Annotated in this window: 24 protein-coding genes and 2 tRNA genes; 17 read left to right on the forward strand and 9 right to left on the reverse strand. The window is 57.8% G+C overall.

Annotated features, from left to right (window positions below; translation table 11 throughout):
* Window position 1: 1 nt before the first annotated feature.
* From QEP12_RS02760 to QEP12_RS02775, 4 genes are all read left to right on the forward strand, one after another.
* The gene (locus tag QEP12_RS02760) at window positions 2-667 is read left to right on the forward strand and encodes a methionine ABC transporter permease (RefSeq protein WP_219164412.1); all 666 of its coding nucleotides are present in this window, start codon (window positions 2-4) and stop codon (window positions 665-667) included.
* A gap of 247 nt (window positions 668-914) precedes the next feature.
* Window positions 915-1,712, forward strand: coding sequence for a MetQ/NlpA family ABC transporter substrate-binding protein (locus QEP12_RS02765; protein ID WP_219164413.1), 798 nt, complete (start codon window positions 915-917; stop codon window positions 1,710-1,712).
* A 63-nt stretch (window positions 1,713-1,775) separates the two neighbouring features.
* On the forward strand, window positions 1,776-2,294 hold the full coding sequence (locus QEP12_RS02770; protein ID WP_284213288.1) for a cupin domain-containing protein: 519 nt from the start codon (window positions 1,776-1,778) through the stop codon (window positions 2,292-2,294).
* Window positions 2,291-3,394 carry a DUF6817 domain-containing protein gene (locus QEP12_RS02775; RefSeq protein WP_219164415.1) on the forward strand — a complete coding sequence of 368 codons (1,104 nt, stop codon included), beginning with the start codon at window positions 2,291-2,293 and terminating at the stop codon, window positions 3,392-3,394. The genes QEP12_RS02770 and QEP12_RS02775 overlap by 4 nt, the downstream gene beginning before the upstream one ends.
* 329 nt (window positions 3,395-3,723) lie before the next feature.
* On the opposite strand, the gene QEP12_RS02780 is transcribed toward QEP12_RS02775, so the two are convergent.
* The 4 genes from QEP12_RS02780 to QEP12_RS02795 form a co-directional block, all read right to left on the reverse strand.
* On the reverse strand, window positions 3,724-5,121 hold the full coding sequence (locus QEP12_RS02780) for an APC family permease (RefSeq protein WP_257469246.1): 1,398 nt from the start codon (window positions 5,119-5,121) through the stop codon (window positions 3,724-3,726).
* 590 nt (window positions 5,122-5,711) lie between these two features.
* Window positions 5,712-6,503 carry a MetQ/NlpA family ABC transporter substrate-binding protein gene (locus QEP12_RS02785; protein WP_284213289.1) on the reverse strand — a complete coding sequence of 264 codons (792 nt, stop codon included), beginning with the start codon at window positions 6,501-6,503 and terminating at the stop codon, window positions 5,712-5,714.
* A 124-nt stretch (window positions 6,504-6,627) separates the two neighbouring features.
* Window positions 6,628-6,978: a single-stranded DNA-binding protein gene (locus tag QEP12_RS02790; RefSeq protein ID WP_219164417.1), complete on the reverse strand. Its 351-nt coding sequence runs from the start codon at window positions 6,976-6,978 to the stop codon at window positions 6,628-6,630.
* A 95-nt stretch (window positions 6,979-7,073) separates the two neighbouring features.
* Window positions 7,074-7,150 (reverse strand) — tRNA-Pro (locus QEP12_RS02795).
* 316 nt (window positions 7,151-7,466) lie between these two features.
* On the opposite strand from QEP12_RS02795, the gene QEP12_RS02800 reads away from it, so the two are divergent.
* The gene (locus QEP12_RS02800) at window positions 7,467-8,561 is read left to right on the forward strand and encodes an NAD(P)-dependent alcohol dehydrogenase (protein WP_284213291.1); all 1,095 of its coding nucleotides are present in this window, start codon (window positions 7,467-7,469) and stop codon (window positions 8,559-8,561) included.
* 116 nt (window positions 8,562-8,677) lie between these two features.
* Here QEP12_RS02800 and ygfZ read toward each other — a convergent pair whose 3' ends face one another.
* Window positions 8,678-9,580 carry a CAF17-like 4Fe-4S cluster assembly/insertion protein YgfZ gene (gene ygfZ / locus QEP12_RS02805; protein WP_174863611.1) on the reverse strand — a complete coding sequence of 301 codons (903 nt, stop codon included), beginning with the start codon at window positions 9,578-9,580 and terminating at the stop codon, window positions 8,678-8,680.
* A gap of 33 nt (window positions 9,581-9,613) precedes the next feature.
* Here ygfZ and mltG point away from each other — a divergent pair, with 33 nt between their 5' ends.
* From mltG to QEP12_RS02835, 6 genes are all read left to right on the forward strand, one after another.
* Window positions 9,614-10,621, forward strand: a complete 1,008-nt coding sequence (gene mltG, locus QEP12_RS02810; RefSeq protein ID WP_431308051.1) for an endolytic transglycosylase MltG — start codon at window positions 9,614-9,616, stop codon at window positions 10,619-10,621.
* A gap of 72 nt (window positions 10,622-10,693) precedes the next feature.
* The gene (tmk, locus tag QEP12_RS02815; RefSeq protein WP_284213292.1) at window positions 10,694-11,356 is read left to right on the forward strand and encodes a dTMP kinase; all 663 of its coding nucleotides are present in this window, start codon (window positions 10,694-10,696) and stop codon (window positions 11,354-11,356) included.
* Window positions 11,353-12,363: a DNA polymerase III subunit delta' gene (gene holB, locus QEP12_RS02820; RefSeq protein ID WP_284213293.1), complete on the forward strand. Its 1,011-nt coding sequence runs from the start codon at window positions 11,353-11,355 to the stop codon at window positions 12,361-12,363. The genes tmk and holB overlap by 4 nt, the downstream gene beginning before the upstream one ends.
* Window positions 12,364-12,382: 19 nt before the next feature.
* The gene (locus QEP12_RS02825) at window positions 12,383-12,742 is read left to right on the forward strand and encodes a PilZ domain-containing protein (RefSeq protein WP_219164422.1); all 360 of its coding nucleotides are present in this window, start codon (window positions 12,383-12,385) and stop codon (window positions 12,740-12,742) included.
* Window positions 12,743-12,817: 75 nt separating this feature from the next.
* Window positions 12,818-13,627, forward strand: coding sequence for a TatD family hydrolase (locus tag QEP12_RS02830; protein WP_174863610.1), 810 nt, complete (start codon window positions 12,818-12,820; stop codon window positions 13,625-13,627).
* Window positions 13,624-14,304, forward strand: a complete 681-nt coding sequence (locus QEP12_RS02835) for an ankyrin repeat domain-containing protein (protein ID WP_284213294.1) — start codon at window positions 13,624-13,626, stop codon at window positions 14,302-14,304. The genes QEP12_RS02830 and QEP12_RS02835 overlap by 4 nt, the downstream gene beginning before the upstream one ends.
* A 142-nt stretch (window positions 14,305-14,446) precedes the next feature.
* Here QEP12_RS02835 and msbA read toward each other — a convergent pair whose 3' ends face one another.
* Complete coding sequence (gene msbA / locus QEP12_RS02840) at window positions 14,447-16,222, reverse strand: lipid A export permease/ATP-binding protein MsbA (RefSeq protein ID WP_174864171.1); 1,776 nt, start codon at window positions 16,220-16,222, stop codon at window positions 14,447-14,449.
* 143 nt (window positions 16,223-16,365) lie between these two features.
* Here msbA and tolB point away from each other — a divergent pair, with 143 nt between their 5' ends.
* The 5 genes from tolB (at window position 16,366) to QEP12_RS02865 (ending at window position 20,014) form a co-directional block, all read left to right on the forward strand.
* Entirely contained in the window at window positions 16,366-17,688 is a 1,323-nt protein-coding gene (gene tolB, locus QEP12_RS02845; protein WP_174863228.1) for a Tol-Pal system beta propeller repeat protein TolB, read from the forward strand.
* Between the two features lie 70 nt (window positions 17,689-17,758).
* A complete protein-coding gene (gene pal / locus QEP12_RS02850; RefSeq protein ID WP_174863229.1) occupies window positions 17,759-18,277 on the forward strand; it encodes a peptidoglycan-associated lipoprotein Pal in 519 nt (172 codons plus the stop codon).
* A gap of 3 nt (window positions 18,278-18,280) precedes the next feature.
* Window positions 18,281-19,033, forward strand: a complete 753-nt coding sequence (ybgF, locus tag QEP12_RS02855) for a tol-pal system protein YbgF (protein WP_219164426.1) — start codon at window positions 18,281-18,283, stop codon at window positions 19,031-19,033.
* A 59-nt stretch (window positions 19,034-19,092) separates the two neighbouring features.
* Window positions 19,093-19,857 carry a tRNA threonylcarbamoyladenosine dehydratase gene (locus tag QEP12_RS02860; protein WP_246254276.1) on the forward strand — a complete coding sequence of 255 codons (765 nt, stop codon included), beginning with the start codon at window positions 19,093-19,095 and terminating at the stop codon, window positions 19,855-19,857.
* An 81-nt stretch (window positions 19,858-19,938) separates the two neighbouring features.
* Window positions 19,939-20,014 (forward strand) — tRNA-Lys (locus QEP12_RS02865).
* A gap of 72 nt (window positions 20,015-20,086) precedes the next feature.
* Here the strand turns inward: QEP12_RS02865 and QEP12_RS02870 are convergent.
* Entirely contained in the window at window positions 20,087-21,124 is a 1,038-nt protein-coding gene (locus QEP12_RS02870; protein WP_219164441.1) for a tyrosine-type recombinase/integrase, read from the reverse strand.
* The gene (locus QEP12_RS02875; protein WP_219164442.1) at window positions 21,124-21,339 is read right to left on the reverse strand and encodes a hypothetical protein; all 216 of its coding nucleotides are present in this window, start codon (window positions 21,337-21,339) and stop codon (window positions 21,124-21,126) included. Before QEP12_RS02875 ends, QEP12_RS02870 begins: the two co-directional genes overlap by 1 nt.
* A gap of 256 nt (window positions 21,340-21,595) precedes the next feature.
* Between QEP12_RS02875 and QEP12_RS02880 the strand changes: the two genes are divergently transcribed.
* On the forward strand, window positions 21,596-21,748 hold the full coding sequence (locus tag QEP12_RS02880; RefSeq protein WP_174864122.1) for a lipoprotein: 153 nt from the start codon (window positions 21,596-21,598) through the stop codon (window positions 21,746-21,748).
* A gap of 105 nt (window positions 21,749-21,853) precedes the next feature.
* Here QEP12_RS02880 and QEP12_RS02885 read toward each other — a convergent pair whose 3' ends face one another.
* Window positions 21,854-22,600 carry a BRO-N domain-containing protein gene (locus QEP12_RS02885; protein ID WP_219164443.1) on the reverse strand — a complete coding sequence of 249 codons (747 nt, stop codon included), beginning with the start codon at window positions 22,598-22,600 and terminating at the stop codon, window positions 21,854-21,856.
* Between the last annotated feature and the right edge of the window lie 542 nt (window positions 22,601-23,142).

A 23,142-nucleotide genomic window follows, 5' to 3' on the forward strand; every position in this document is an offset into this window, starting at 1 on the left:
GATGTTCGAGAATTTTTCGGAAATGATGATCGAGTTGTTCATCGACTCGTTCTGGGAGACGCTGATCATGGTGGGCATTTCCGGCCTGCTGGGCGGCATCATCGGTATTCCGCTGGGCGTGTTTTTGCGCCTGACCGACAAGGGCGGCGTGCTGGAAAACGCACCGCTGAACAACTCGGTGGGCTGGGTGGTGAACGCGGTGCGCTCCACGCCGTTCATCATCTTGCTGGTGGCCATCATTCCCTTCACACGGCTGATCACCGGCTCGTCGATTGGTACATGGGCGGCAGTGGTGCCTTTGACCATTGCGGCCGCGCCGTTCATTGCGCGTTTGGTAGAGACATCGCTGCGTGAAGTGGACAACGGCCTGGTCGAAGCGGCGCAGTCCATGGGTGCGACCACCAGCCAGATCGTCTGGAAGGTGCTGCTGCCTGAGGCCATGCCCGGTATTGTGGCGGGGCTGACCATCAGCTTTGTGAGCTTGACGGGCTATTCGGCCATGGCAGGCGCGATTGGCGGCGGTGGTCTGGGCGACTTGGGTATCCGCTACGGCTATCAGCGCTTCCTGCCCGACATCATGCTGGCCGTGGTGATTATCTTGATCTTCTTTGTGCAAGCCATCCAAAGCTTTGGCGACTGGATTGTGCGGCGCATCAGCCACAAGTAATCAGCCAGCGCCGCGCTGCACATTGTTGCGGCTCCGCATACCAAGCCGTGCCCTGTGCACGGCTTTTTTACGCCAGCGCCAGCGTGCTGTTAGGGCGCTTGCCCGAACACGCAGGCCGCCATACCAATTGGTGCGGGCTGAATAAGCTTATGCGTGTTTTCCCTGGGTTGCTTATGCGTTACTTTCTTGGCATGCCCCTGCAACAGGGGCCTTTGATTGAAGTTGAACCCGATTCAGGATATCCACCATGCACAAGCGTTTCCTTTTGAAAGCCCTGGCGACGGCCGCGTTCTTGCCCTCAGCCTTGATGGCACAAGCCCAAGACGGCAAAGTCACGATTGGCGTGACTGCCGGCCCCCACGCCCAGATTGCCGAAGTGGCCAAGCAAGTTGCTGCCAAGCAGGGGCTGCAGGTCAAACTGGTGGAGTTTGGTGACTTTATCCAGCCCAACGCTGCTTTGGTAGCGGGTGATATTGATGCCAACATCTACCAGCATCAGCCTTTTATGGATGCGCAAAACAAAGACCGTGGCTACAAGCTGGTGCCCGTGGCCAAGGCGGTGAACCAGCAAATGGGCGTGTACTCCAAGAAGGTGAAAAATCTCCAGGATTTGCAGAGCGGCGCCCGGGTGGGCATTCCCAACGACCCCACCAATGGCTCGCGCGCACTGATGGTGCTGGCCAAGCAGGGGTTGATCACCCTCAAAGCGGGTGCTGGTGCACGGGCCTCGGTGCTGGACATCACGGCCAACCCCAAAAAGCTGAAGTTGGTGGAGCTGGAAGCCGCGCAACTGGCACGTTCACTGGACGATTTGGATGCCGCCGCCGTCAACAGCAGCTACGCCGTGGCAGCAGGCCTGAAGCCCCAGGGTGACTCACTGGCGCTGGAAGATGTGAACACGCCGTATGTCACGGTGCTGATTGCCACGCGTGCAGGCCATGAAAAAGATGCCGACCTGCAAGCGTTTGTGAAGGCCTACCAGTCACCCGAAGTGGCGGCCTTTATTGCCACCACCTTCAAGGGTGCTTACACGCCTGCTTGGTAAACCGCGCAAATGGCTGGATCCACCCCGCGCGCCACGCACCACCACTTACCACTGGGAGATGCTGTGCATCCACATCAAACAGATCATGCTTTTGTGTCGGCACTGGGGGTGCAATGGCTGCACCGCCCTGTGCCTGATCAGCCGGGTTTGGCTGCGCTGCTGGCCCACGAGGCGCTGGATGCTGACCAGCAAGCGGCCGTGGTGCAGGCCGTAGGTGCCAGCGTGGCCGCGGAATGTGCGGCCCACGGCTATCACCGCATGGATTTGGTGGTGTTGCACCCTGCCACCGCAGGGCTGCAAGCCGCGCTGCAGCGCTTTGACCAGCCGCACACCCATGCCGACGATGAGGTGCGCTACATCCTGGATGGCGAAGGCATCTTCGGATTTCTGGATGCGCAGGGCCAAGAGCGTGTGGTGACCGTGCGCGCTGGCGATTACCTGCGTGTGCCCGCGGGCGTGGAGCACCGCTTTACGCTGACGGCAGTGCGTCGCATCAAGGCCTTGCGCCTGTTTACGGACACGGCCGGGTGGGCCGCGCACTACACCCAGCGCCCTGTGGGCGCTTTGGAGATGAAAGAATGAATTTGCCTTTGCATGCGCTGGATACGGCGCAGTTTGAACGTGCCCAGCAACTGCTGGGCGATGAGTGGCTGGCGCAGGATGCCGAACTGGCACCCCTGCTGCCGGTGGTGCTGGCGCGTGGCGTGGGGCAGGACTGGCACAAGTCCGGCACCTTTCGCCACCATCTGGCGGGCGTGGCCCGTGCTTTGACCTTGTGGCAGCAACCCCGTGAAGTGCGCCTACTGGGTTTGTTGCACAGCGTTTACGGCAACGCCTTTGTGGATCTGGTGAAGTTTGATGCCAGCAGCGAACGCGGTGCTTTGCGCGCCTTGGTGGGAGAGCAGGCCGAGCACCTGATCTATCTGTTTTGCACCATCAGCCGCACCGAATTCACCCAAAAGCTGCAGGCGCATGCCACGGCAGCAGATGGCACGATGGACGTGGCCCAAGGTGCCCAGCGCATCACCCTCACGCCGAGGGAAGTGGCGGCGTTTGCCATCGTCACCATGGCCGATGCGATGGAGCAGTGGTCCAGCTGGCAAGACGATGTGTATTCGCGCTTTCCGTATGTAGACCCTGCGCGCCAGCAAAGCGTGCATTGGGCCTCGTCGCTGTGGCCCGGCCCCATGCGGCCCACCAGCCGCATTGTCAGCCAGATCAACGCCTGGGGCCGTGCCCTGCAGCACCCCGTGCTGCGCCAGCAACTACCCCTGCCGCCCATGTTTGCGCAGTGCACGGCAGAGTTGACGGCGGGCCACGAAGCGGCAGCCATGTCGCTGTACTGGTCGGTGATTCAAATGGACCAGCCCTTGGTGGAGCCCGATTGCGCCATTGCCGTGCTAGAGCAGGCCGTGCGCCTGAACCCCTGGGTGGGTGAGCCCCAGATGGTGCTGGCCCAGCTGTATCTGGCGGCGGGCCGCCCACAAGAGGCTGAACGCGCTGCAGCCAGTGCGGTGCATTGCTACAGCTGCTGGGGCAATGCCTGGGACAAGCGCGTGCAGTGGGACGCCTGGATGGCATGGGCGCGCATTGTGCGCCAGTCGGCTCAGCAAGGTACTTGGCCCGGTCGCTTGGACAAGCTCAACAACATGGCGCTGCGGCAAGAGGTGGCGGGGGCGTAAGCCCTCAAACCTCAACTTGCTCTATAAAAAGTAGCTGTTGGCGCATGCATTCCTTACGTTTTCATGCTAAAAGGTATGGAAGTGAAGGGGTGGTAAGCGCTACCAGCTCTCTTTTTGATGAATACGCACTATTTCAAGCCCTGTGGGTGCAGCCTGCAGGGCTTTTTGTTTTCTTGCGGCTGCAGCTGGGGCTTCGTGCCGGGCCGCGTACCGGCAAAAAAAGACCCGGGACATAGCCCGGGTCATGCAGGGGTGTGACAGTCTGCGCGTCACGTCCAATCACGCTGCCGGAGCCTGAAGGCCGGTGGCAGCGTGGGCGCAACGCGTGCTTAGGACTCGTCGTCAGAGAAGTGGTGCTGGGGCGTTGGCTTGCGGAAGCCCTTGGTCAGCCAGGCCAGATAGATGATGCCCACTGCCGCCCAGGCAATGCCTGCCTTGAGCGATGTGTCCTCCACTTCCAGCCACAGCGCGCCGATGGAGATAAAGCCCAGCAGCGGCACGACGAAGAAGTTCAGGAAGTCCTTGGGCGTCTTCATGCGGCCATCACGAAAGCCGTAGCTGCAGATCACCGACAGGTTCACAAAGCTGAACGCGGTCAGGGCGCCGAACGAGATCAGGGCCACCACGAATTCCAGGCTCAGGAAACCTGCGGTCAGGCAGATCACGCCCGCCAGCCAGATGTTCAGGGCGGGGGTGAAGTTTTTGGGGCTGATGTAGCCAAAGAACTTCTTGGGCAGCACGCCGTCGCGGCCCATTACGTACATCAGGCGCGAGACGCCAGCGTGGGCGGAGATGCCCGAGGCCATCACCGTCACGATGGCAAAGGCCAGCACCACGGACTGGAAGAAGGCACCGCCCACCAGCAGCAGAATTTCAGGCTGGGTTTCGTCCACCAGCTCGAAGTACTGCGCGGGGTTGCCGGGGAAGTACAGCTGCATGAAGTAGGTGGAGGCAATGAAGATCAGGCCCGAGATCAGCGCGGTCAGGAAGATGGCGCGCGGCAGGGTCTTTTTCACGTCCTTGGTTTCTTCGGCCAGTGAGCTCAGCGAGTCAAAGCCGGTGAACGAGAAGCACAGGATGGTGGCACCCGTGATCAGTGCGCCAATTTCGGTGCTGGCGCTCCAGAAGGGGTTGAAGCTCCACAGCGCATCGGCGCCTTGTTCGGCAATGTCGCCCAGGGCGTTTTGGCCGGCGTACAGCTTGGTGTAGATCAGGTAGGTAAAGATGCCGATGACCAGCAGCTGCACCACCACAATCAGGCTGTTGAAGTTGGCCACAAAGCGTGCGCCGCGCAGGTTCACGCCCACCATCAACAGCGACAGGCCAATGATCCAGACCCAGTGGTTGACGTCAGGGAACAGTTCCGTGAGGTAGATGTTTGCCAGCAAGATGTTGACCATGGGGGACAACAAATAGTCCAGCAACGAGGACCAGCCCACCATAAAGCCCGCATTGGGATGGATGGACTTTTGCACATAGGTGTACGCAGAACCCGAGGAAGGGTGTTTGCGGATCATGTGGCCGTAGCTGATTGAAGTCAGCAACACGGCGATCAACGCAATCATGTAAGACGTGGGTACGTGCTGCAGGCTGTCTCGCGACACCATGCCGAACGTATCCAGCAACGTCATGGGCTGGATATAGGCCAGGCCGATGATGATGACTTGCCACAGGACAAGTGTCTTTTGGAGTTTGGCGACTCCATGGGAATCATGATGGGTGGTCAATTTACTTCTACCTCTTGAAAAAAATCAGGGAGTGGTGAACTCGGGTGGCTTCGCCTTGGGGCGATCGGGAAGCTGTGTCATAAGCAGCGCGTGGTTGGAAAAACGGTGTGTACTTCTGTCAGGCATAAAAAGTGGCCTCGCAGGGCCTGTTTTTTTCATCGGATATCGCCAGTGCCACAGCGCATCGTGCGACGGCTGGGGAGCGTGGCGATGTAAAAGCCCCGCTACGAAGTGACGCATAGCGGGGCTTTGATGTCGCTCTCGTGCGTACCAGGCGGACATTTGCTCCATGCAAGTGACATGCGCTGGCGCGCGCGATTCGGGGCGGATTCTAGCACCAGGTGTTTGCGCTGTAACAGTCTCCCCAAGTCCACGCCTGCCGCACAAGGAATTGCTGCTTTTATGGATTTGATAGCTGCCGCCGCTGGTGTTGGCTGCGCCTTGGTGTGTTATTGCATGGCAGTGCCCTATAAATTAACGCGATCAGCTATCTTTTTTGACAATAAAAAAGCCCTTGGTGGTGACCAAGGGCTTGCAGGATGCATGCCAGGGTGTGCCCTTGCGGGCACTGCTTGCCTCTAAGTTCAGAACTAAAAGCCCAGCAGCACCGAGCCTTGGAATTGCTTTTCCACAAATGCGCGCGTCGACTCGGACTGGTAAGCCTTGACCAGCTTGGCAGCCCAGGGCTGCTTCAGGTCGGCTTCGCGCACTGCCAAGATATTGACGTAAGGGCCGTCAGCGCGCTCCAGTGCAATCGCGTCTTTCTTGGGGTTCAGACCTGCAGAGATGGCAAAGTTGGTGTTGATGGCCGAGGCGTCCAAATCATCCAGCGAGCGGGGCAATTGCGCGGCATCCAGCTCCACAAAGCGCAGCTTCTTGGGGTTCTCCACCACATCCAAAGGCGTGGCCTTCAAGCCTGCGTTGGGCTTGAGCTTGATCAGGCCTTGTTCTTGCAGCAGCAGCAGCACGCGGCCACCGTTGGTGGGGTCGTTCGGAATGCCGAACTTGGCGCCTTGCTTGAGCTCATCGAGCTTCTTGACCTTCTTGGAGTACAAGCCGATGGGGAAGTTGACGGTGTTGGCCAGCTTCACCAGCTTGTAGCCACGGTCCTTGACCTGGGCGTCCAGGTAGGGGCCGTGCTGGTAGCTGTTGACATGCAACTCGCCAGAAGCCAGGGCGGCATTGGGCTGCACGTAATCGCTAAATTCAATGATTTGAATTTTCAAACCATCTTTTTCAGCCACTTGCTTGACGTGCTCCATGATCTGGGCATGGGGGCCCGCAGTAACGCCTACTTTGATGGCATCTTGCGCATGTGCGCTGAAAGCACCGGCTGTTGCAACAGCCAGTGCAGCTTGGATAAAAAGACGTTTGTTCAGCATCTCAAACTCTCTAAAAAGGAGGAGTGCACTGTACTGCGACTTCTTTATATTTTTCGAGAATATATTCTTATTTTTATATGACTTTTGGAGATGATTGGCGTCTTCAGCGCCTATCAGATAGTGATCAGATATTGAAGTCGGAGGCGGAAGGCTTGGGCAGCGCCATCACACGGTAGGCCACCACATCCAGCGCGGGATAGCTGATGTCTTGGCGGTCCGTCCAGACCTTGGGGGTGATGGGGCCCACCAAAGAGACCACATCACCTTCCAGTAATTCGCGCAACTGGCTGCAGGGCACGGGGTCAAAAGCCACCACGTTCACAAACAGGCTGCTGGGGCCGTCGCCGGTGTTGGCACGCAAACCGCCATCGCCTACCGTAGCGCGCATGCGCGCCACCATGAAAGTTTTGCCAAAACGGTCAGTGCGCTCGCTGGGGTCAGTGGTCAAACGTCCGGTAATCAAACCTTCAATCATTTGTCTCTTGCTCTTTGCTGCCTGTCTTCAGGCAAAAATAAAAAATAAAAAACAAAAAGGGCTAACAGCGCGCTGTTAGCCCTTTTCTATATCAATGGTCGGCGTGGCGGGATTCGAACTCGCGACCCCTTGCACCCCATGCAAGTGCGCTACCAGGCTGCGCTACACGCCGACAAGACCTAGATTATATGCCGAAAAAACTGGCCTCTTTGGAGGTTTTCAAATCTTTTCGGTACTTGGCCAACGATGTCCACGCTTTGACGGTGCTGGGCACTTTCATCGTGAGGACAACAAGCGCGCAATTCTAGCGAACTTCGATGCCCCAGCATGGGATCAGGCATTCCTGGGGGCGTGGATGTGAACCAATGACTTGATATGGGGCATTGGAGCGCGCGCAGAGAGTTTCTACAATGAATCTGACTAGCGCTCGAAGACCTCACCGTCGAATGTTTGTCCCCAACCACGCACCACGCGTAAAGGAGCACGATATGGCAATGATGAAAGCAGCAGCTTTTCTGGAGAAAGGGCGCATTGAAATTGTGCAAAAGCCCATCCCGGATGTCGGCCCCAATGATGCGTTGATTCGCATCACCACCACCACCATCTGTGGCACCGATGTGCACATCCTCAAAGGTGAATACCCTGTCGAAAAAGGTTTGACCGTAGGGCATGAGCCTGTGGGCGTGATCGAGAAGCTGGGTAGTGCCGTGCAGGGCTACCAAGAAGGGCAGCGCGTGATTGCTGGCGCTATTTGCCCCAACTTCAACAGTTACGCGGCGCAAGATGGCTACGCCAGCCAGGACGGCAGTTATCTGAGCGCACGTGGCTTATGCGGCTGCCATGGCTACAAGGCGACCGCAGGCTGGCGCTTTGGCAATTTGATTGATGGCACCCAGGCCGAGTACGTGCTGGTGCCGGATGCGCAGGCCAATCTGGCACCCATCCCCGATGGGCTGACGGATGAGCAGGTGCTGATGTGCCCAGACATCATGTCCACCGGGTTTGCAGGTGCGGAAAATGCCAACATCAAAATTGGCGACACGGTTGTGGTGTTTGCCCAAGGGCCGATTGGGCTGTGCGCCACGGCGGGTGCGCGTTTGCTGGGGGCGACCACCATCATTGCCGTGGATGGAAATGACCACCGCCTGGGCATTGCCAAAAAAATGGGGGCCGACGTGACGCTGAACTTCCGCAATGTGGATGTGATCAGCGAGGTGCTCAAACTCACGGGCGGCAAGGGGGCTGACAGCTCGATTGAAGCGCTGGGCACGCAGGCAACGTTTGAGCAAGCCATGAAGGTGATCAAGCCCGGAGGTACTTTGTCGAGCCTGGGGGTGTATTCGGAAGATTTGAAGATTCCGCTCTCGGCCTTTGCTTCTGGCTTGGGCGACCACACCATCCGCACGGCGCTGTGTCCTGGCGGCAAAGAGCGCATGCGCCGTCTGATGAACGTGATTGAAGCCAATCGCTTGGACTTGGGCGTGATGGTCACGCACCAGCGCAAGCTCGACGATATCGCGGAAGCGTACGATCTGTTTGCGCACCAGCGTGATGGAGTACTCAAAATCGCTATCAAGCCCTGAACTGAAAAATTAGCGCACAAAAAAGCCACCGCAAAGGTGGCTTTTTTATCGGCCATGCCTGAGGCGAATGGGGCGCTGCGTTGCCTCAGCGCTGTCGGCAAGTTGGATAGCGGCGCTTAGATGTCTTCCAGCAAGGGGTAGGGCAGAGGCAGGATCGTCAAGGGCGTGCCTGTGGCGCTGCCGGCCGTCAACGCCTCTGGTGCAGCACTGATTTGCATGCTGATGATGGCCTCCCAGCCGCCTTGGGGTGCGGGCGCAGCTTGCACCACGGTGCCTGCGGCTTGCTCTGCATCGCTGGCGGCAAACACCTCCGTGCCAGCTTGTACCTCAGCCTGCGCATGGACGATGAAAGCGCGGCGCTTGAGGGTGCCGCGAAACTGGCTGCGTGCCACCACTTCCTGGCCGGGGTAGCAGCCTTTTTTGAAGTTCACGCCGCCAATCGATTCGTAGTTGAGCATCTGCGGCACAAAAAGCTCGTAGACCGGTTGTGAAACTGTGGCCACGCCGCTGGCCACTTCAGACCATAGCCACTGCGCGGCGGTCAATGTGGTGGCGGGTGCTGCCGTACTGGCTGGGGCAATCCACAGTGCACGGGCTTGGCCAGCGGCAGGGTACAGGTGGACGATGTGGGCATCACCTTCAGACTGCAAGGCCCATGGCGCTTGTTCGCTGTGCGGCACGGCGTTACCGATCAGGCCCAGCAGGTGAAAGTCGGCGCTGGCATCGCTGAGCTTGGCTTTGGCGCGCAGCACAAACATGGACAGGCGTTTGAGGGTCTGTGCCAGCAAGTCACGGCTGAGCACAAGCAAAATGTCGTCATGCGCACGCTTGAAACCAATAAAGCTGGCTTGCATGCGGCCTTTGGCCGAGCAAAAAGCGGCCAAGCGTGCGTGGTGTAGATCAAGCAGCGCGAAGTCATTGGTCAACTGGCCGTGCAAGAAGCTGGCAGCGTCATCGCCCTGTACGCGGATGACGCCCAGATGTGAAATGGGGGCAATGCCTTGGAGTGTCTGGGTCATGGGTGAATTATGATCCCCGCTCTTTATCAGAGGATGCAAAAGGTTGTGCGACGTTTTTTGATGGTGCTGTTATTTTTGGCTGCATTGGCCGCCCTGGCAGGTGGGGCTGCGGCATGGTGGCTGGGTCAGCCGCTGCGCATGTCTGCACAGACTCTGGAGCTGGAGATTGAGCCCGGCACTTCCCCGCGTGGCGTAGCGCAGGCCGTGGTGCAAGCGGGGGTGCAGACCGATGCCCGGCTGCTGTATTACTGGTTTCGCCTCTCCCAACAAGATCGCCAAATACGCGCTGGCAACTATGAGTTGACGGCGGGCACCACGCCGCGCAGCCTGCTGCAAAAGCTGGTGCGCGGTGAAGAAAGCTTGCGTGCCATCACGTTTGTGGAGGGGTGGACCTTCCGGCAGATGCGGGCCTTGATTGCCAAGGACGAATTCCTCAAGCACGACACGGTGGCCATGAGCGAAGCAGACATCATGGTTGCTTTGGGCAAACCCGGCGTTGCCGCTGAAGGCATGTTCTTTCCGGACACCTACACCTATGCCAAAGGCAGCAGTGAATTGGCAGTGCTGCGCCGCGCTTTGCATGCCATGGAGCGCCGTTTGGACGAGATGTGGGAGCAGCGCAGTGCGGACACACCGCTGAAGTCACCCTACGAGGCATTGATTTTGGCCAGCATTGTGGAGAAAGAAACCGGCCGCGCCAGCGACCGGGGGCAGATCGCCGGGGTGTTTGCCAATCGCTTGCGTGCAGGCATGCGGCTGCAAACCGACCCTTCGGTGATTTATGGCATGGGCGAGTCCTTTGATGGCAACATTCGGCGCAAAGATCTGCAAACCGATACCCCGTGGAATACCTATACACGGGCGGGTTTGCCACCCACGCCGATTGCGATGCCCGGCAAAGCGTCTTTGCTGGCTGCGGTGCGCCCAGAGCCGACCAAGGCTTATTATTTTGTAGCGCGTGGCGACGGCAGTAGCCACTTCAGCCCGAATTTGGATGAGCACAACCGGGCGGTCAACCGCTATATCCGGGGTGGCAATTGAGCATGGTGCTGAACACCTTGGCCGTACACGGCAGAACTTGTAGATAGAGATTTTGTTTTGAAGCAGACACCCATGACCGGCTTGTTCATCAGCTTTGAAGGCATTGATGGCGCGGGCAAGTCCTCGCACATTGAAGCCTTGGCGCAAGCCTTTCGCGATGCTGGCCGCTCCGTGACCTTGACGCGTGAGCCGGGCGGTACGCCCTTGGCGGAGAAACTGCGGCAATTGCTGTTGCACGATGCCATGGACCCCCTGACCGAAGCCTTGCTGGTGTTTGCTGCACGCCGCGACCATTTGGTGCAGGTGATTGAGCCAGCGCTGGCGCGTGCAGAGGTGGTGGTGAGTGATCGTTTTACTGATGCCACTTTTGCCTACCAAGGAGCGGGCCGTGGTTTTGACTGGAATAAGCTGCAAATACTAGAGCGCATGGCGCAGACTGGATGCGCGCTAGAGCCAGATTTCATGCGAGAACCTGATTTGACCATCTGGTTCGACTTGCCCGCCGAAGTGGCAGCGCAGCGACTGGCTACAGCGCGTGTGCCAGACCGTTTTGAGGCGCAGCCCCAAGAGTTTTTCGCGGCAGTGGCGGCTGGCTATGCACGCCGCTGTGAAGAGGCTCCCCAACGATTTGCACGCATTGATGCGCACCAGCCTCGTGAAGCAGTGTGGCAGCAAGTGGCCCAGGTGCTGCAGCAACGCGGCTATTTGCAGCAGGCCTCAGGGGCCGCAGCGTGAGCGCGTCCATTGGGGGTCTGTTGGCTCCGTGGCTTGCGCAGCAGCGCCAGGCCTTGTTGGCCCAGCGCGGGCATGCGTGGTTGTTGCAAGGCCCGTCGGGCATGGGGCAGTTTGAGCTGGGCATGGCCATGGTGCGTGCGTGGCTGTGTGAGCAGCCCACGCAGCAGGGCGCTTGCGGCCACTGCGCCAGCTGCCACAGCATTGATGTGCATGCCCATGCGGATTTGTGTGTGCTGATGCCGGAGGTCGACATGCTGGAGCGTGGCTGGCCTTTGAGTGAGAAGGCACAGTCCGAGATTGACGATAAAAAACGCAAGCCCAGCAAAGAAATTCGGGTGGATGCCATGCGTGATGCCGTGGAATTCACCCAGCGCACCAGTGGCCGTGGGCGCGGCAAGGCGGTGCTGGTCTACCCGGCAGAGCAGATGAACGCCATCACGGCCAATGCCTTGCTCAAAACGCTGGAAGAGCCACCGGGGGACGTGCGTTTTATTTTGGCGACAGAAGCTGCGCACCAGTTGTTGCCAACGATTCGCAGCCGTTGCTTGGCCCACACCATGGCATGGCCTGCAGAGCCCGACATGTTGCAGTGGCTGCAGCAGCAAGGCCTGGCGGCAGAAGCTGCGCAGGCTTGGCTCAGAGCGGCGGGTGGCAGGCCGCTGGATGCCTTGGCGATGGCGCAAGCGGGCAAAGGGTTGGACGTCTTTCAGCGCTTGCCCAAGGCCGTGGCTGCGGGTGATGTGAGCATCTTTGCTGATATGGCGCCACCCGAGGTGGTGCAATGGTTGCAAAAGCTCTGTCACGACCTGATGTGCGTCGCCCAGGGCAGCGGGCCACGTTATTTCGCGGTCCAAGACCTGCCCCCAGCGCCTTCGGCAATGATCTTGGCACGCTGGGCCAAATCGCTCGCACAGGAAGCACGCACGGCGGAGCATCCATTTAATGCGGGTTTGATGACGGAGGCCCTTGTGGCGCAGGCGCGCACAGTCCTACACTCCAAGCATTAAAGCGACTTCCACGATATCCATGAGCACGCAGACGCCACCTCCTCGCCCCAGTGTTTTGCAACTGGCCCTCAAAGAAAAAGGGGCTTTGTACGCTGCATACATTCCTTTGTTTGCTGAAGGCGGTATCTTTGTGGCGACCTCGCGCGAGTTCCGCCTGGGTGATGATGTGTATGTGCTGCTGACCCTGCCGGAAGACACGCAGCGCTACCCGATTGCTGGCAAGGTGGGCTGGGTGACGCCCGCCGGTGCTGGTGGCAACCGCACACAAGGTATTGGTGTGCGTTTTCCCAAGGACGAAAAGTCGCAGCAACTCAAAGCCAAAATTGAGCAGATTTTGGGTACTGCGATTGCTTCGGAAAGACCCACGCAAACGCTGTAGGCCAGCCACGGTTTTCTTGCAATGCCGGCTTGGGGTGCACCAAGGCCGGCATTATTTTTGTACGATTGATTGCGAATGTTTACCGATTCCCACTGCCATTTGAACTTTCCGCAGCTGTCTGCCAACTTGCCCGCCATTCAAGAGGCCATGGCACAGGCCCAGGTGACGCGCGCCATGGTCATCTCCTGCACGATGGAAGAATTTCCGGATGTGCATGCCTTGGCCCTGCGCTATGACAACCTGTGGTGTACGGTGGGGGTGCACCCCGATACCGAGCACATGACAGAGCCCAGCGTGCAAGACTTGGTAGAGCGTGCCGCACTGCCCCGCGTGGTGGGCATTGGTGAGACGGGCTTGGACTACTACGGCATGGAAGACCGCAAGGGTGGCCGCACCGTGGCCGATATGGAATGGCAGCGTGAGCGCTTTCGCACGCACATCCGCGCCGCCCAGCAATGCGGCAAGCCTTTGGTGATCCATACCCGCGCGGCGCACGAAGACACCATCCGTATTCTGAAAGAAGAGGGTGAAGACGGCAGCACCGGCAGTGCAGGCGGCGTGTTTCATTGCTTTACCGAAAGCATGGACGTAGCCAAACAAGCGCTGGACCTGGGCTTTTACATCTCGTTTTCTGGCATCGTGACGTTCAAGAGTGCCCAATACTTGCGTGATGTGGCAGCCTTTGTGCCCGCAGATCGCATCTTGATTGAAACGGACAGCCCGTATTTGGCCCCGGTGCCTTACCGCGGCAAAACCAACAGCCCAGCCTATGTGCCGTTTGTGGCCCAGCAGGTGGCGCAGGTGCGGGGTATGACCGTGGAAGCCGTGGCGCAACTGACCAGCGAGAACTTTGACCGTTTGTTTAAAGAGGTGGTGAACGGATGAACCGACGAGTCCTGTTGCAGTCGCTGGGCATGGGTATTTTCGCTGCCGCTGGATGGCCGCTGGCGCATGCAGATGCGGCTGCCGATTTGCAGACCGCCATCATTCGCGACAACTTCGTGCAGGTGCGCAAGTTGCTGCAGCAGGGCGTAGACCCCAATAGCGTGGATGAGCGTGGCCGACCTGCGCTGGTGAAGGCCATGCAACTGGAATCACTGCGGGTAGCGCAAGAGCTGATCAAAGCACCCGGTATCCATATCAATGCTGCCAGCCCGGCGGGGGAGACGGCGTTGATGCATGCCTGCATCAAAGGGCATATCGATGTGGTCAAGCAATTGCTGGCACTGGGCGCACGCGTGAACCATCCGGGCTGGACACCGTTGCACTATGCCGCCAGTGCAGACACCGAGCACAGCACGGCCATTGCCCAGCTGCTGCTCGATCAGCATGCGTACATTGATGCCGAATCTCCCAACAAGAGCACACCACTGATGTTGGCGGCGCAATACGGTTCACAAGCCATGGTTCAGCTGCTGCTGGACGCTGGCGCCGATGTGCAAGCGCGCAACGAGTTGGGGCTGAGCGCAGTGGACTTTGCGCGCCGCTCAGACCGCGCCTTTATGGTGCAAATACTGGAGCAAGCCTACCAGGCCACCCGCCGCTCCAAGGCCAGCTGGTAAGCGCCCAGCATGCGCTGCACGAAGGTGCAGGTTTGCGTGCAACTCATCGAGAAAAAAGTAGCGCCTAGCGCTTGCTTAGAGCCACTTCCAATCAACAATGTATTGGAAACCGGCTTTAGGCAAGCGCTGGGCGCTATGTTTTTTAAGGCTGGCTGCCTGTGTGTGCCTGCAGGCGTGCGTACAAGCCATTCATGGCCAGCAGCTCAGCGTGTGTGCCTTGCTCGGCAATGTGGCCCCGCTCCATCACCACCACACGGTCCGCGTGCTCAATGGTGGACAGGCGGTGTGCAATCACCAAAGTGGTGCGGCCTTGCATCAGCGTTTGCAGTGCTTGCTGCACCAGACGCTCGGATTCGGTGTCGAGTGCGGAAGTCGCTTCGTCCAAAATCAGCACAGGCGCGTCTTTGTACAAAGCGCGTGCAATCGCCAGGCGCTGGCGCTGGCCACCAGACAGCTCCACTGCGTTGTGGCCCACCTCGGTGTGAATGCCTTGCGGCATGAGGCGTACATGATCGGCGAGGTTGGCTGCTTCTAAGCTTGCCCACACACGCGCTTCATCCACCTCGGCACCCAGGGCCACGTTCGCGGCCACGGTGTCGTTGAACATCACCACATCCTGGCTGACCATGGCAAATTGCTGGCGCAGATAGTTCAGATCCCAGTCCTGCAGCGGCACACCATCCATGCAAATTTCACCGGATGTGGGATTGATAAAACGCGGCAGCAAGTTCACCAAGGTGGTCTTGCCCGCACCCGAGGGGCCGACCAAGGCGAGTACTTCACCAGGGCGCACCTGTAAGTTCACGCCGTCCAGCGCGGGAGCCTTGTCATCGCCAAAAGACACGCTGAGGTTGCGCAGCTCAATATGGCCTTGCACCTTGACGGGGCGCTTGGAGCCGCTTTGCTCTGCATCGCTGTCTTCCATCAAAGCCAAGCCGCGCTCCAGTGCGGCAACGCCACGAGTGATGGGGTTGGCGACGTCCGCCATGCGGCGTAGCGGGGCAATCAGCATCAGCATTGCGCTGATGAAGGCAACAAAGCTGCCAACCGTCACGTTTTCACTGCGGCCTTGCCACAAGGCTATGCAAATCACTGCAGACAGCGCCACTGCAGCCATGAGCTGGGTAGTGGGGGTCATGGCTGCTGAAGCAATGGTGGACTTGATGTTGAGTTTGCGTAATTGGCGGCTCAAATCCCCAAAACGCGCAGCTTGGGCTTGCTGAGCGCCATGCAGCCGTACCACACGGTGCGCAAGTACATTTTCTTCGACAACATATGCCAATGCGTCGGTCGATTGCTGACTGCTTTTGGTGATGCGATACAAACGCTTTGACAGCGTTTTCATGATCCAGCCAACGGCTGGGACGATAAAGGCGACGACCAAAGTCAGCTGCCAATTCAGATACAGCAAATACCCCAGCAAGGCAATGAGCGTGAAACCATCGCGCGAAATGGCCAGGAAGGCTTGTACCAATTGGGTGGCGCCGGTTTGCACTTCGTAGACCACGGTGTTGGACAAGGCACTGGCAGATTGTTTGGAGAACAAATCCATTCGAGCTACTTGTACGCGCTCAAAGAGATCTTTGCGCAGGCGCAGCATTCCTTCGTTCGCAATGCGAGAGAGCGCGTATTGCCCAGTAAACTGCGCAATACCACGGATAAAAAATAAACCAATGATGAAAAGCGGAACCATCCACAGGTTCAGCGATCCCTCAGTAAAACCATTGTCTAGCAGAGGTTGTAGCAAAGCCGGAATCAGAGGCTCAGTGATAGCGCCCACCAGCGTTGCTAGGATCGCCAAGCTCCATGCAAGACGCTGGTTGCCAAAGTAGGGCGCAACGCGCATCAAGCGCTGGCGTAAAGTAAGTTCTGTCGTGGCGGGGGCCGCCATGCGGATGTTTTTATCTGTGGTTTGCATGTGGGGGTTGATTTTACGTGCCCGTATCAACCTCTGTTATACATATTGACACAGCGGCTATCCGGTCAGACGTTGAGAAGTGTGTGTAACATCCTAGGGCGTACCCGGAGCATCTTCTATCTTCCGGCACATATTGGCTGCGCATGAATACTGAACACCAATCCCAACTATCTTCTATCCAAGCGGCTTTGCCGTTTGCCTCCCGTCGTACTTTGCTCGCGGCCATGGCCGCCACACCGGTATTGCCCGCTTTGGCGCAATTTCGTGTGGAAGTCACAGGCGTTGGCCTTACCCAGCTTCCGATTGCTCTGCCCGCTTTTCGCGGCGAAGACGGCGCTCCCCAAAAGATTTCGCAGATTATTCGTGCGGACTTGGAGCGCAGTGGGCAGTTCCGCAACATTGATGCCGCAGGTGAGAAACTGGATGAAACCTCTCGTCCCGATATGGCGCTGTGGCGCCAGCGTGCTGCAGATGCGCTGGTAACGGGCAGTGTCACACGCTTGGCGGATGGCCGCTTTGACGTGCGTTTCCGGTTGTGGGATGTGGTCAAGACCCAAGACCTCGGGGGGCAGGGGTTTGCCGTGGCTCCCGCAGATTTGCGTCTGGTGGCGCACCGCATTGCGGACTTTGTCTACGAAAAACTCACGGGAGAACGCGGGGTTTTCTCGACCCGTATTGCCTATGTAACCAAGGCCGGCAAGCGCTACGTGCTGTGGGTGGCCGACGCGGATGGTGAGAATGCGCAGTCTGCACTCTCAAGCACTGAGCCCATCATCTCTCCCGCTTGGTCGCCCAATGGTGGTGAGCTGGCTTATGTGTCGTTTGAAGCGCGCAAACCCGTGGTGTATGTGCACGAGGTGGCCAGTGGCCGCCGCCGTTTGGTTGCGAACTTCAAGGGCTCCAACAGTGCGCCTGCATGGTCGCCAGACGGAAACTCTTTGGCCGTTACCCTGACGCGTGATGGGCTCTCACAGCTCTACCGCATCAGCTCGCAAGGCGGTCAGCCCACGCGGCTGACACAAAGTAATGGCATTGATACCGAGCCCGCATTCTCTGCTGACGGCAAGACGATTTACTTTGTCAGCGACCGTGGTGGCTCGCCACAAATCTATAAAGTCTCTGCTTCGGGTGGCAATGCACAACGCGTGACCTTCTCGGGTAACTACAACATCTCACCTTCGGTGAGCCCCGACGGCCGCTGGCTGGCCTATATTTCCCGCGTGGGTGGAGGCTTCAAGCTGTACGTGATGGATCTGGAAACTGGTACAGCCACTGCTGTGACAGAGACCTCGGATGATGAAAGCCCCAGCTTTGCGCCGAACAGTCGTCTGATTGCATATGCCACCAAGCAAGGTGGGCGTGAAGCGCTGATGACGACAACTTTGGACGGCAAGATCAAAGCACGTCTGGCAGGGCAAAGCGGCGAAATCCGAGAGCCCGACTGGGGTCCTTATCAAAAATATTAAATTTACGTAAACCTTTGTGAGCGGCTCGCGTTCTATTAGTGACCTAGCATACCTAGGCAAGGAGAATTTAATGATTACGTTTAAGCGTGTTTCTATCGCATTGTCTGTAGCAGCCTTGTTGGCTGGCTGCTCTTCTGGCGTGAAGCTGGATGAAAACTCCGCTGCTGCTAACGGCGGCGCTAACACCTCTGGCGCTGCCAGCGGTGTGGCTGGTGTGGACCTGACCGGTTCGCAAATCGACGCAGATGGTGGCCCCAAGGGTGTGGGCCGTGTGGTTTACTTTGACTTTGACAGCTTTGTGGTCAAGCCCGATGCCCAAGGTCTGGTGGACGCCAATGCGCGTTTCATCAAGGCTGATGCTTCGCGCAAGGTGACTATCGAAGGTCACACCGACGAGCGCGGTGGCCGTGAGTACAACTTGGCTTTGGGCCAAAAGCGTGCTGAAGCCGTTCGCCGCTCTTTGACCCTGCTGGGTGTGAGCGACAACCAGGTAGAAGCGGTGAGCTTTGGTGAAGAAAAGCCTGCTGCTGCTGGCAGCAACGAATCTGCATACTCGCAGAACCGTCGCGCTGAAATCTCTTACCGTTAAAGCATGAACGTTCGCAATGGAATTTTGCGGATGAGCTGCCGTGCATTGGCTGTCGCAGGCCTGTGCGCGGCATTTGTTCATCCTGCACACGCCTTTTTGGAAGATGCGGAAGCTCGCCGCGCTATTTTGGAGCTGCGTCAACGCTTTGACAGCAGTGCTGGAGAAGCGGCTCAAATGCGTCGCAGCATGTTGGATTTGCAAGCGCAAATTGAAACCATGCGCCGTGAAATGGCACAGTTGACCGGCGCGAAGGAACAGTTGGAGCGAGAGGTCGCTGAACTGCAGCGTCGCCAAAAAGATTTGGCAGCAGGCATGGACGACCGCCTGCGCAAGTTTGAGCCTGCACAGGTGCAGGTAGATGGCTTGGAGTTTGTTGCAGATCCTGCGGAAAAGCGTGATTACGAAGCTGCGCTGGAGAAATTCCGCGCTGGTGACTTCGCAGAGGCTCGCAAGGAATTTGCAAACTTTGTGAACACGTATCCAAACAGTGGCTATATGCCTTCTGCGCGCTTTTGGCTGGGTAACACGCAATACGCAGGTCGTGATTATAAGGAAGCAATAGCCAATTTCCGCTCCATGCTCAAGGCTGCTCCGCAGCATGCACGCGCTGCAGATGCATCACTTTCGATTGCGAACTGTCAGCTTGAATTGAAGGACACCAAGGGTGCAGTCAAAACGCTGCAAGATTTGGTGAAGGCCTATCCGGGAACGGAGGCCGCAACGACGGCGAAAGATCGCCTACAACGTTTGAAGTAATGACCTCTACTGAGAATGTAAGCAATGCCATCGCCGGCTCTGCCAGCGATGGTTTTTTTATGGACGTGGATTTGCAGCGTCGCTTTGGTGGGTTGGAGCGCTTGTATGGCGTAGAAGGGGCAGCACGTATTCGTGCTGCTCATGTGGCCGTGGTAGGGATCGGCGGCGTAGGGTCTTGGAGTGCCGAGGCTTTGGCGCGCAGCGGCGTAGGCACTTTGACCCTGATTGATTTGGACAATGTGGCTGAATCCAATATCAATCGACAAATTCACGCACTTACAGATACTGTGGGCAAGGCCAAGGTCGATGCTATGCGCGAGCGCATCTCGCAGATCAATCCCGCATGCATAGTTCACTGTATTGAGGATTTTGTGGATCCGGAAAATTGGCCCAAGATTCTCCCCGCTGGTGTGGATGCTGTGATTGATGCATGTGATCAAGTCAAGGCTAAGCTGTCAATGGCACAGTGGGCGCGTCGTAATAAACGCTTATTTATCGCTGTGGGAGCCGCGGGTGGCAAGCGTTTTGCGCACAAAGTTGAAGTGAATGATTTATCGCAGACAACACATGATCCACTTCTGGCGCAGTTGCGCTATCGGCTGCGCAAAGAATTTAATGCGCCCAAAGAAGGCAGGAAGATTGGGGTGACCACCGTATTTAGCCGGGAAGCGGTGTCGCAGCCTGATGCTTCATGTCAGTTACAAAACAGCGATGGCAGTTTGAATTGCAGCGGATACGGCTCTAGTGTCGCTGTGACAGCCACCTTTGGGCACTGTGCCGCAGGTTGGGTTCTGGATCAAATTGCGATCAACTCGAAAAAATAGCACGTTTTGCTAAAAACGCAAAAAAATCGATGCTACAATTCATGCATTCGCTAGTTAGATACATTATTTAGCTAGCAGGTTGGGTCTTTAGCTCAGTCGGTAGAGCAGCGGACTTTTAATCCGTTGGTCGCGAGTTCGAATCTCGCAGGACCCACCAGAGAATTCAAGGCGCTACAGCTATTTTAGTTGTAGCGCCTTTCTCGTTTTATTCCCACGGTGGGAATATGCATCATTTCAAAGATGCTCTCTTGGCGATCTTGGATCGATCGTAGACACGGGCTGTAGTTGCCGTGTTTGCGTGCAGTTCTGGCAGATTGCCGTGCTGCTCTTTGAACTGCGTGGTGTAGTAAGCCCGCAGGTCGTGGAAGGTGAATCTGCGTTGGATTACGCCTTCTTGCAGTGCTGCAACCATTGCGCGTTGCCAGCCTGTTGTGAACCCTGATTCCGTGAGCGGATTGCCCTGCTGGTTCAGAAACACATGCATAGAAGTGTCGGGGCGGGGTAGCGCTAGCAAGCGCCTGGCTAGACATTCCATCGCCGGTCCCATGACGATGTTCTCTACTTTCTTGCTGCCCCCATGCTGCTTGGCGCGCATCAGCCGGATGACACCAGCTTGCATGTCGATCTGCGGAATCTGAAGTTCAAGAAACTCCGCGCGACGTGAGCCTGCAAGCGCTGCAAACTCCGCCATAAGCGCCAGCATGCGCCGAGCGGGCCCCGACCTGAAAAGCCAATCCAAAAAATTCTGCAACGCTTCGGGCTCTGGCGCTTCCGTGCGTGGCCTTTCGCTATTCTTTTTGACCTGCTTGCAAGGGTTCGCATCAATCTCGCCACGCTCAATCGCCAGCGTCAACAGGTTCGATAGCAGTGCAATTTCACGATTCCCGCGCACGGGCGCTTCAGCCCGCTCAACCCTGAGATAGCGCGCCACGTCCGTCGGCCTGATGATTGCAGCTGGCACATCCCCCATCACCTCCAGCAACTTCATGCTGTACTGCCGATAGTCGCTTTGCGTGCGCGGCTTGAGGTCAGACCACTTTTGCGTCTTCTGATACAGCCCCCACAGTTCGCGAATTGTTCCTTGGTGGTGTGCCTCTGCGTTCACACCCAGGACTTGGCGAATGGCTTTTTCTCGGTCGGTGCCGAGATTGATTGGCTTTCCACCAACCGGGTGGTAGCGGTACGTTACTTTCCCATCTTTGCGCGGGCGGGCCTCCATGCGTGGCAGGAGGCCAAAGCCAGAAGCGCGTTCGCGTCGTCGTCCCATTACTTACTCCATTTAAAGCCACCTGGGTTGGATACTGGCTGCTTGTTATTTAAACGCTGTTCTGCTGCGCTTCTGCCCACAAGGGGCAAGCCATCAGGGCGTTTGCCCAATACCGGAATACCAAGCACGTGTTCAATAAAACGTTGTTGTGCTGCCCGCTGCTTTAATGGTGCGCACAGCTCATTCACTTCAGCTTCTGTGAGGTGCAGACTCATGGTTCACCCTTTAAAAAAGCCCCGGCTTAGCGGGGCTGTGGTTCATCAAAATCTGGGATAGGTGCGCGGCGGTCGCGCCGTGTTCTTGCTCTGCGGCTCATGCAGGTGCACATGTCAGGCTCCAAAGAAAAAGCCCACGCGGCATGCACCGGGTGGGCTGGATAGGGCGAGGTGTGAACTGCTTTGTTACCCTTGCATAAGCTTTGTTGCAGGCGCCGCTTTTACACTTGGTCATCTTTTAACTCCCACAAAGAAAATGAAAAAACTCATCGGATTGGCTTTGCTTGCCGCCGTGCTGACAGGTTGCGCGGTGTACACGCCCAGCGGCTCGGTGGTGGTTGACCCCGGGCATGGCGGCGGTCATGGTGGTTTCTGCCCACCCGGTCAGGCCAAAAAAGGCAACTGCTGATTGGCACAGCGGTTTTCTGCCCCAACAAAAAGCCCGCATACAGCGGGCTTTGTTGTTAAAAAGTGGCTCTAGCGCTTATACAGCAAGCGCTAGCAGCTATCAAAATTAATGCTTTGCCTGGCGCAGTTGCAAGTTGCCTTGGGTAATGCCCGCTGGGGCGGCAGCGTAGCGGGCCTGCGCCTCGGCGCGCTCGGCCATGCGGGTGGTGCAGGCGGCGGCAAGGTGGGCCAGCGTGGTGTCGGGCACCATCAAGTCGGTGCGAATGGCCTTGGCCAGCTGTGGCAGCGTCATGGCGATAGAGCCAACCTCCAGCGCCTGCACGTGTGGCCGCAACTCGTGGCTGTTGCCCGTAAAGCCCAGCAGCAGGCGGGTGAAGTGGGGCGGCTCACCATCTTTAAGCACCGCATCAAACACCGCCTGATACACCTGCGCCGTGGCGGCGTGTGCCAGTTGGCGGGCCAGATCGATGCGGCTGGTGGTTTCCGGTGGCTGGCCGTGGTTGGCGGTTTGCTGCTCCAGCACATCGAGCACCCAGGTGCGGAATTCTTTGGCCACCGATGTGCGGGCAAACATGGCCAGCAGGTGCGCGCCGCGCAGGCTGAAGATTCGGGTTTCACGCTGCAACTGACCGTTGTTTTGCGAGACCGTCAAATTGACGGTCTGGGTCATGCCTTTGTGGAATTCGGAAGCGTTGCGCTCGTAGATGCGGCTGACCGCATCCTCACGTGCGTAGCCCAAAGCACGCGCAAGGTCGCTGGCTTTGAGCCAGTGTTGGCCGTGCTGGTCAACGATTTCGAATGTGGTGGAACGAAAAGACAGCGCTGATGCGCGGTTGCTAGGAGTGTTAGCCATAGTGGCCTCCGAAGGTTGCATGTTTGCTACAACCACCGCCTTGCTGCTAGCCAAATGGCGGTGACTCGAAGGGGTTAGCAGACCGGGCAACCTCGCGGCAAACCGGCGAGCCTTGCGGCTCCCCCTCCGAGCCACCAGAAAACTGGGGCCACAGACGACAAAGCCGCACAACTGCGGAAACGAGGTGCGGCTTTGTTATCACCGCGAGATTGCTTCAGGCTGCTAAACCCGATCACGCTTTACTGGCGTGACGGGGAGGAGTGTAGCGCAGCCTCCGCGCGGACGCAAAAAAGCCCGCTGAGCGGGCTGTGTGAAGATTCTTAATAGGTTGTGGCGGTGGGGTCAGAGTGGCAGTATTGAATGAAACTAGAAGTGCATATTGCATGTCATCTAGATTTATTTAGTTTAGGTATTCATGGAACAACTTAAGGACCTCGCTGACAGCCGTCTCATTAACGGTTGCATATATTGTGGAGGCTTTCCCGATACTCGCGATCATGTGCCGTCGCGAGCATTGCTCGACATGCCACTACCAGAAAACG

The sequence above is a fragment of the Comamonas jiangduensis genome (assembly GCF_030162955.1).
GTDB classification, from domain to species: Bacteria; Pseudomonadota; Gammaproteobacteria; order Burkholderiales; family Burkholderiaceae_C; genus Comamonas; species Comamonas jiangduensis.

Excerpts from the sequence above, each read along its gene's own strand:
- QEP12_RS02760 (WP_219164412.1), top strand. The coding sequence starts at position 2 with ATGTTCGAGAATTTTTCGGAAATGATGATCGAGTTGTTCATCGACTCG.
- QEP12_RS02765 (WP_219164413.1), top strand. The coding sequence starts at position 915 with ATGCACAAGCGTTTCCTTTTGAAAGCCCTGGCGACGGCCGCGTTCTTG.
- QEP12_RS02775 (WP_219164415.1), top strand. The coding sequence starts at position 2,291 with ATGAATTTGCCTTTGCATGCGCTGGATACGGCGCAGTTTGAACGTGCC.
- QEP12_RS02785 (WP_284213289.1), bottom strand. The coding sequence starts at position 6,503 with ATGCTGAACAAACGTCTTTTTATCCAAGCTGCACTGGCTGTTGCAACA.
- QEP12_RS02790 (WP_219164417.1), bottom strand. The coding sequence starts at position 6,978 with ATGATTGAAGGTTTGATTACCGGACGTTTGACCACTGACCCCAGCGAG.
- QEP12_RS02800 (WP_284213291.1), top strand. The coding sequence starts at position 7,467 with ATGGCAATGATGAAAGCAGCAGCTTTTCTGGAGAAAGGGCGCATTGAA.
- ygfZ (WP_174863611.1), bottom strand. The coding sequence starts at position 9,580 with ATGACCCAGACACTCCAAGGCATTGCCCCCATTTCACATCTGGGCGTC.
- mltG (WP_431308051.1), top strand. The coding sequence starts at position 9,614 with ATGCAAAAGGTTGTGCGACGTTTTTTGATGGTGCTGTTATTTTTGGCT.
- tmk (WP_284213292.1), top strand. The coding sequence starts at position 10,694 with ATGACCGGCTTGTTCATCAGCTTTGAAGGCATTGATGGCGCGGGCAAG.
- QEP12_RS02825 (WP_219164422.1), top strand. The coding sequence starts at position 12,383 with ATGAGCACGCAGACGCCACCTCCTCGCCCCAGTGTTTTGCAACTGGCC.
- QEP12_RS02830 (WP_174863610.1), top strand. The coding sequence starts at position 12,818 with ATGTTTACCGATTCCCACTGCCATTTGAACTTTCCGCAGCTGTCTGCC.
- QEP12_RS02835 (WP_284213294.1), top strand. The coding sequence starts at position 13,624 with ATGAACCGACGAGTCCTGTTGCAGTCGCTGGGCATGGGTATTTTCGCT.
- msbA (WP_174864171.1), bottom strand. The coding sequence starts at position 16,222 with ATGCAAACCACAGATAAAAACATCCGCATGGCGGCCCCCGCCACGACA.
- tolB (WP_174863228.1), top strand. The coding sequence starts at position 16,366 with ATGAATACTGAACACCAATCCCAACTATCTTCTATCCAAGCGGCTTTG.
- pal (WP_174863229.1), top strand. The coding sequence starts at position 17,759 with ATGATTACGTTTAAGCGTGTTTCTATCGCATTGTCTGTAGCAGCCTTG.
- ybgF (WP_219164426.1), top strand. The coding sequence starts at position 18,281 with ATGAACGTTCGCAATGGAATTTTGCGGATGAGCTGCCGTGCATTGGCT.
- QEP12_RS02860 (WP_246254276.1), top strand. The coding sequence starts at position 19,093 with ATGGACGTGGATTTGCAGCGTCGCTTTGGTGGGTTGGAGCGCTTGTAT.
- QEP12_RS02870 (WP_219164441.1), bottom strand. The coding sequence starts at position 21,124 with ATGGGACGACGACGCGAACGCGCTTCTGGCTTTGGCCTCCTGCCACGC.
- QEP12_RS02875 (WP_219164442.1), bottom strand. The coding sequence starts at position 21,339 with ATGAGTCTGCACCTCACAGAAGCTGAAGTGAATGAGCTGTGCGCACCA.
- QEP12_RS02880 (WP_174864122.1), top strand. The coding sequence starts at position 21,596 with ATGAAAAAACTCATCGGATTGGCTTTGCTTGCCGCCGTGCTGACAGGT.
- QEP12_RS02885 (WP_219164443.1), bottom strand. The coding sequence starts at position 22,600 with ATGGCTAACACTCCTAGCAACCGCGCATCAGCGCTGTCTTTTCGTTCC.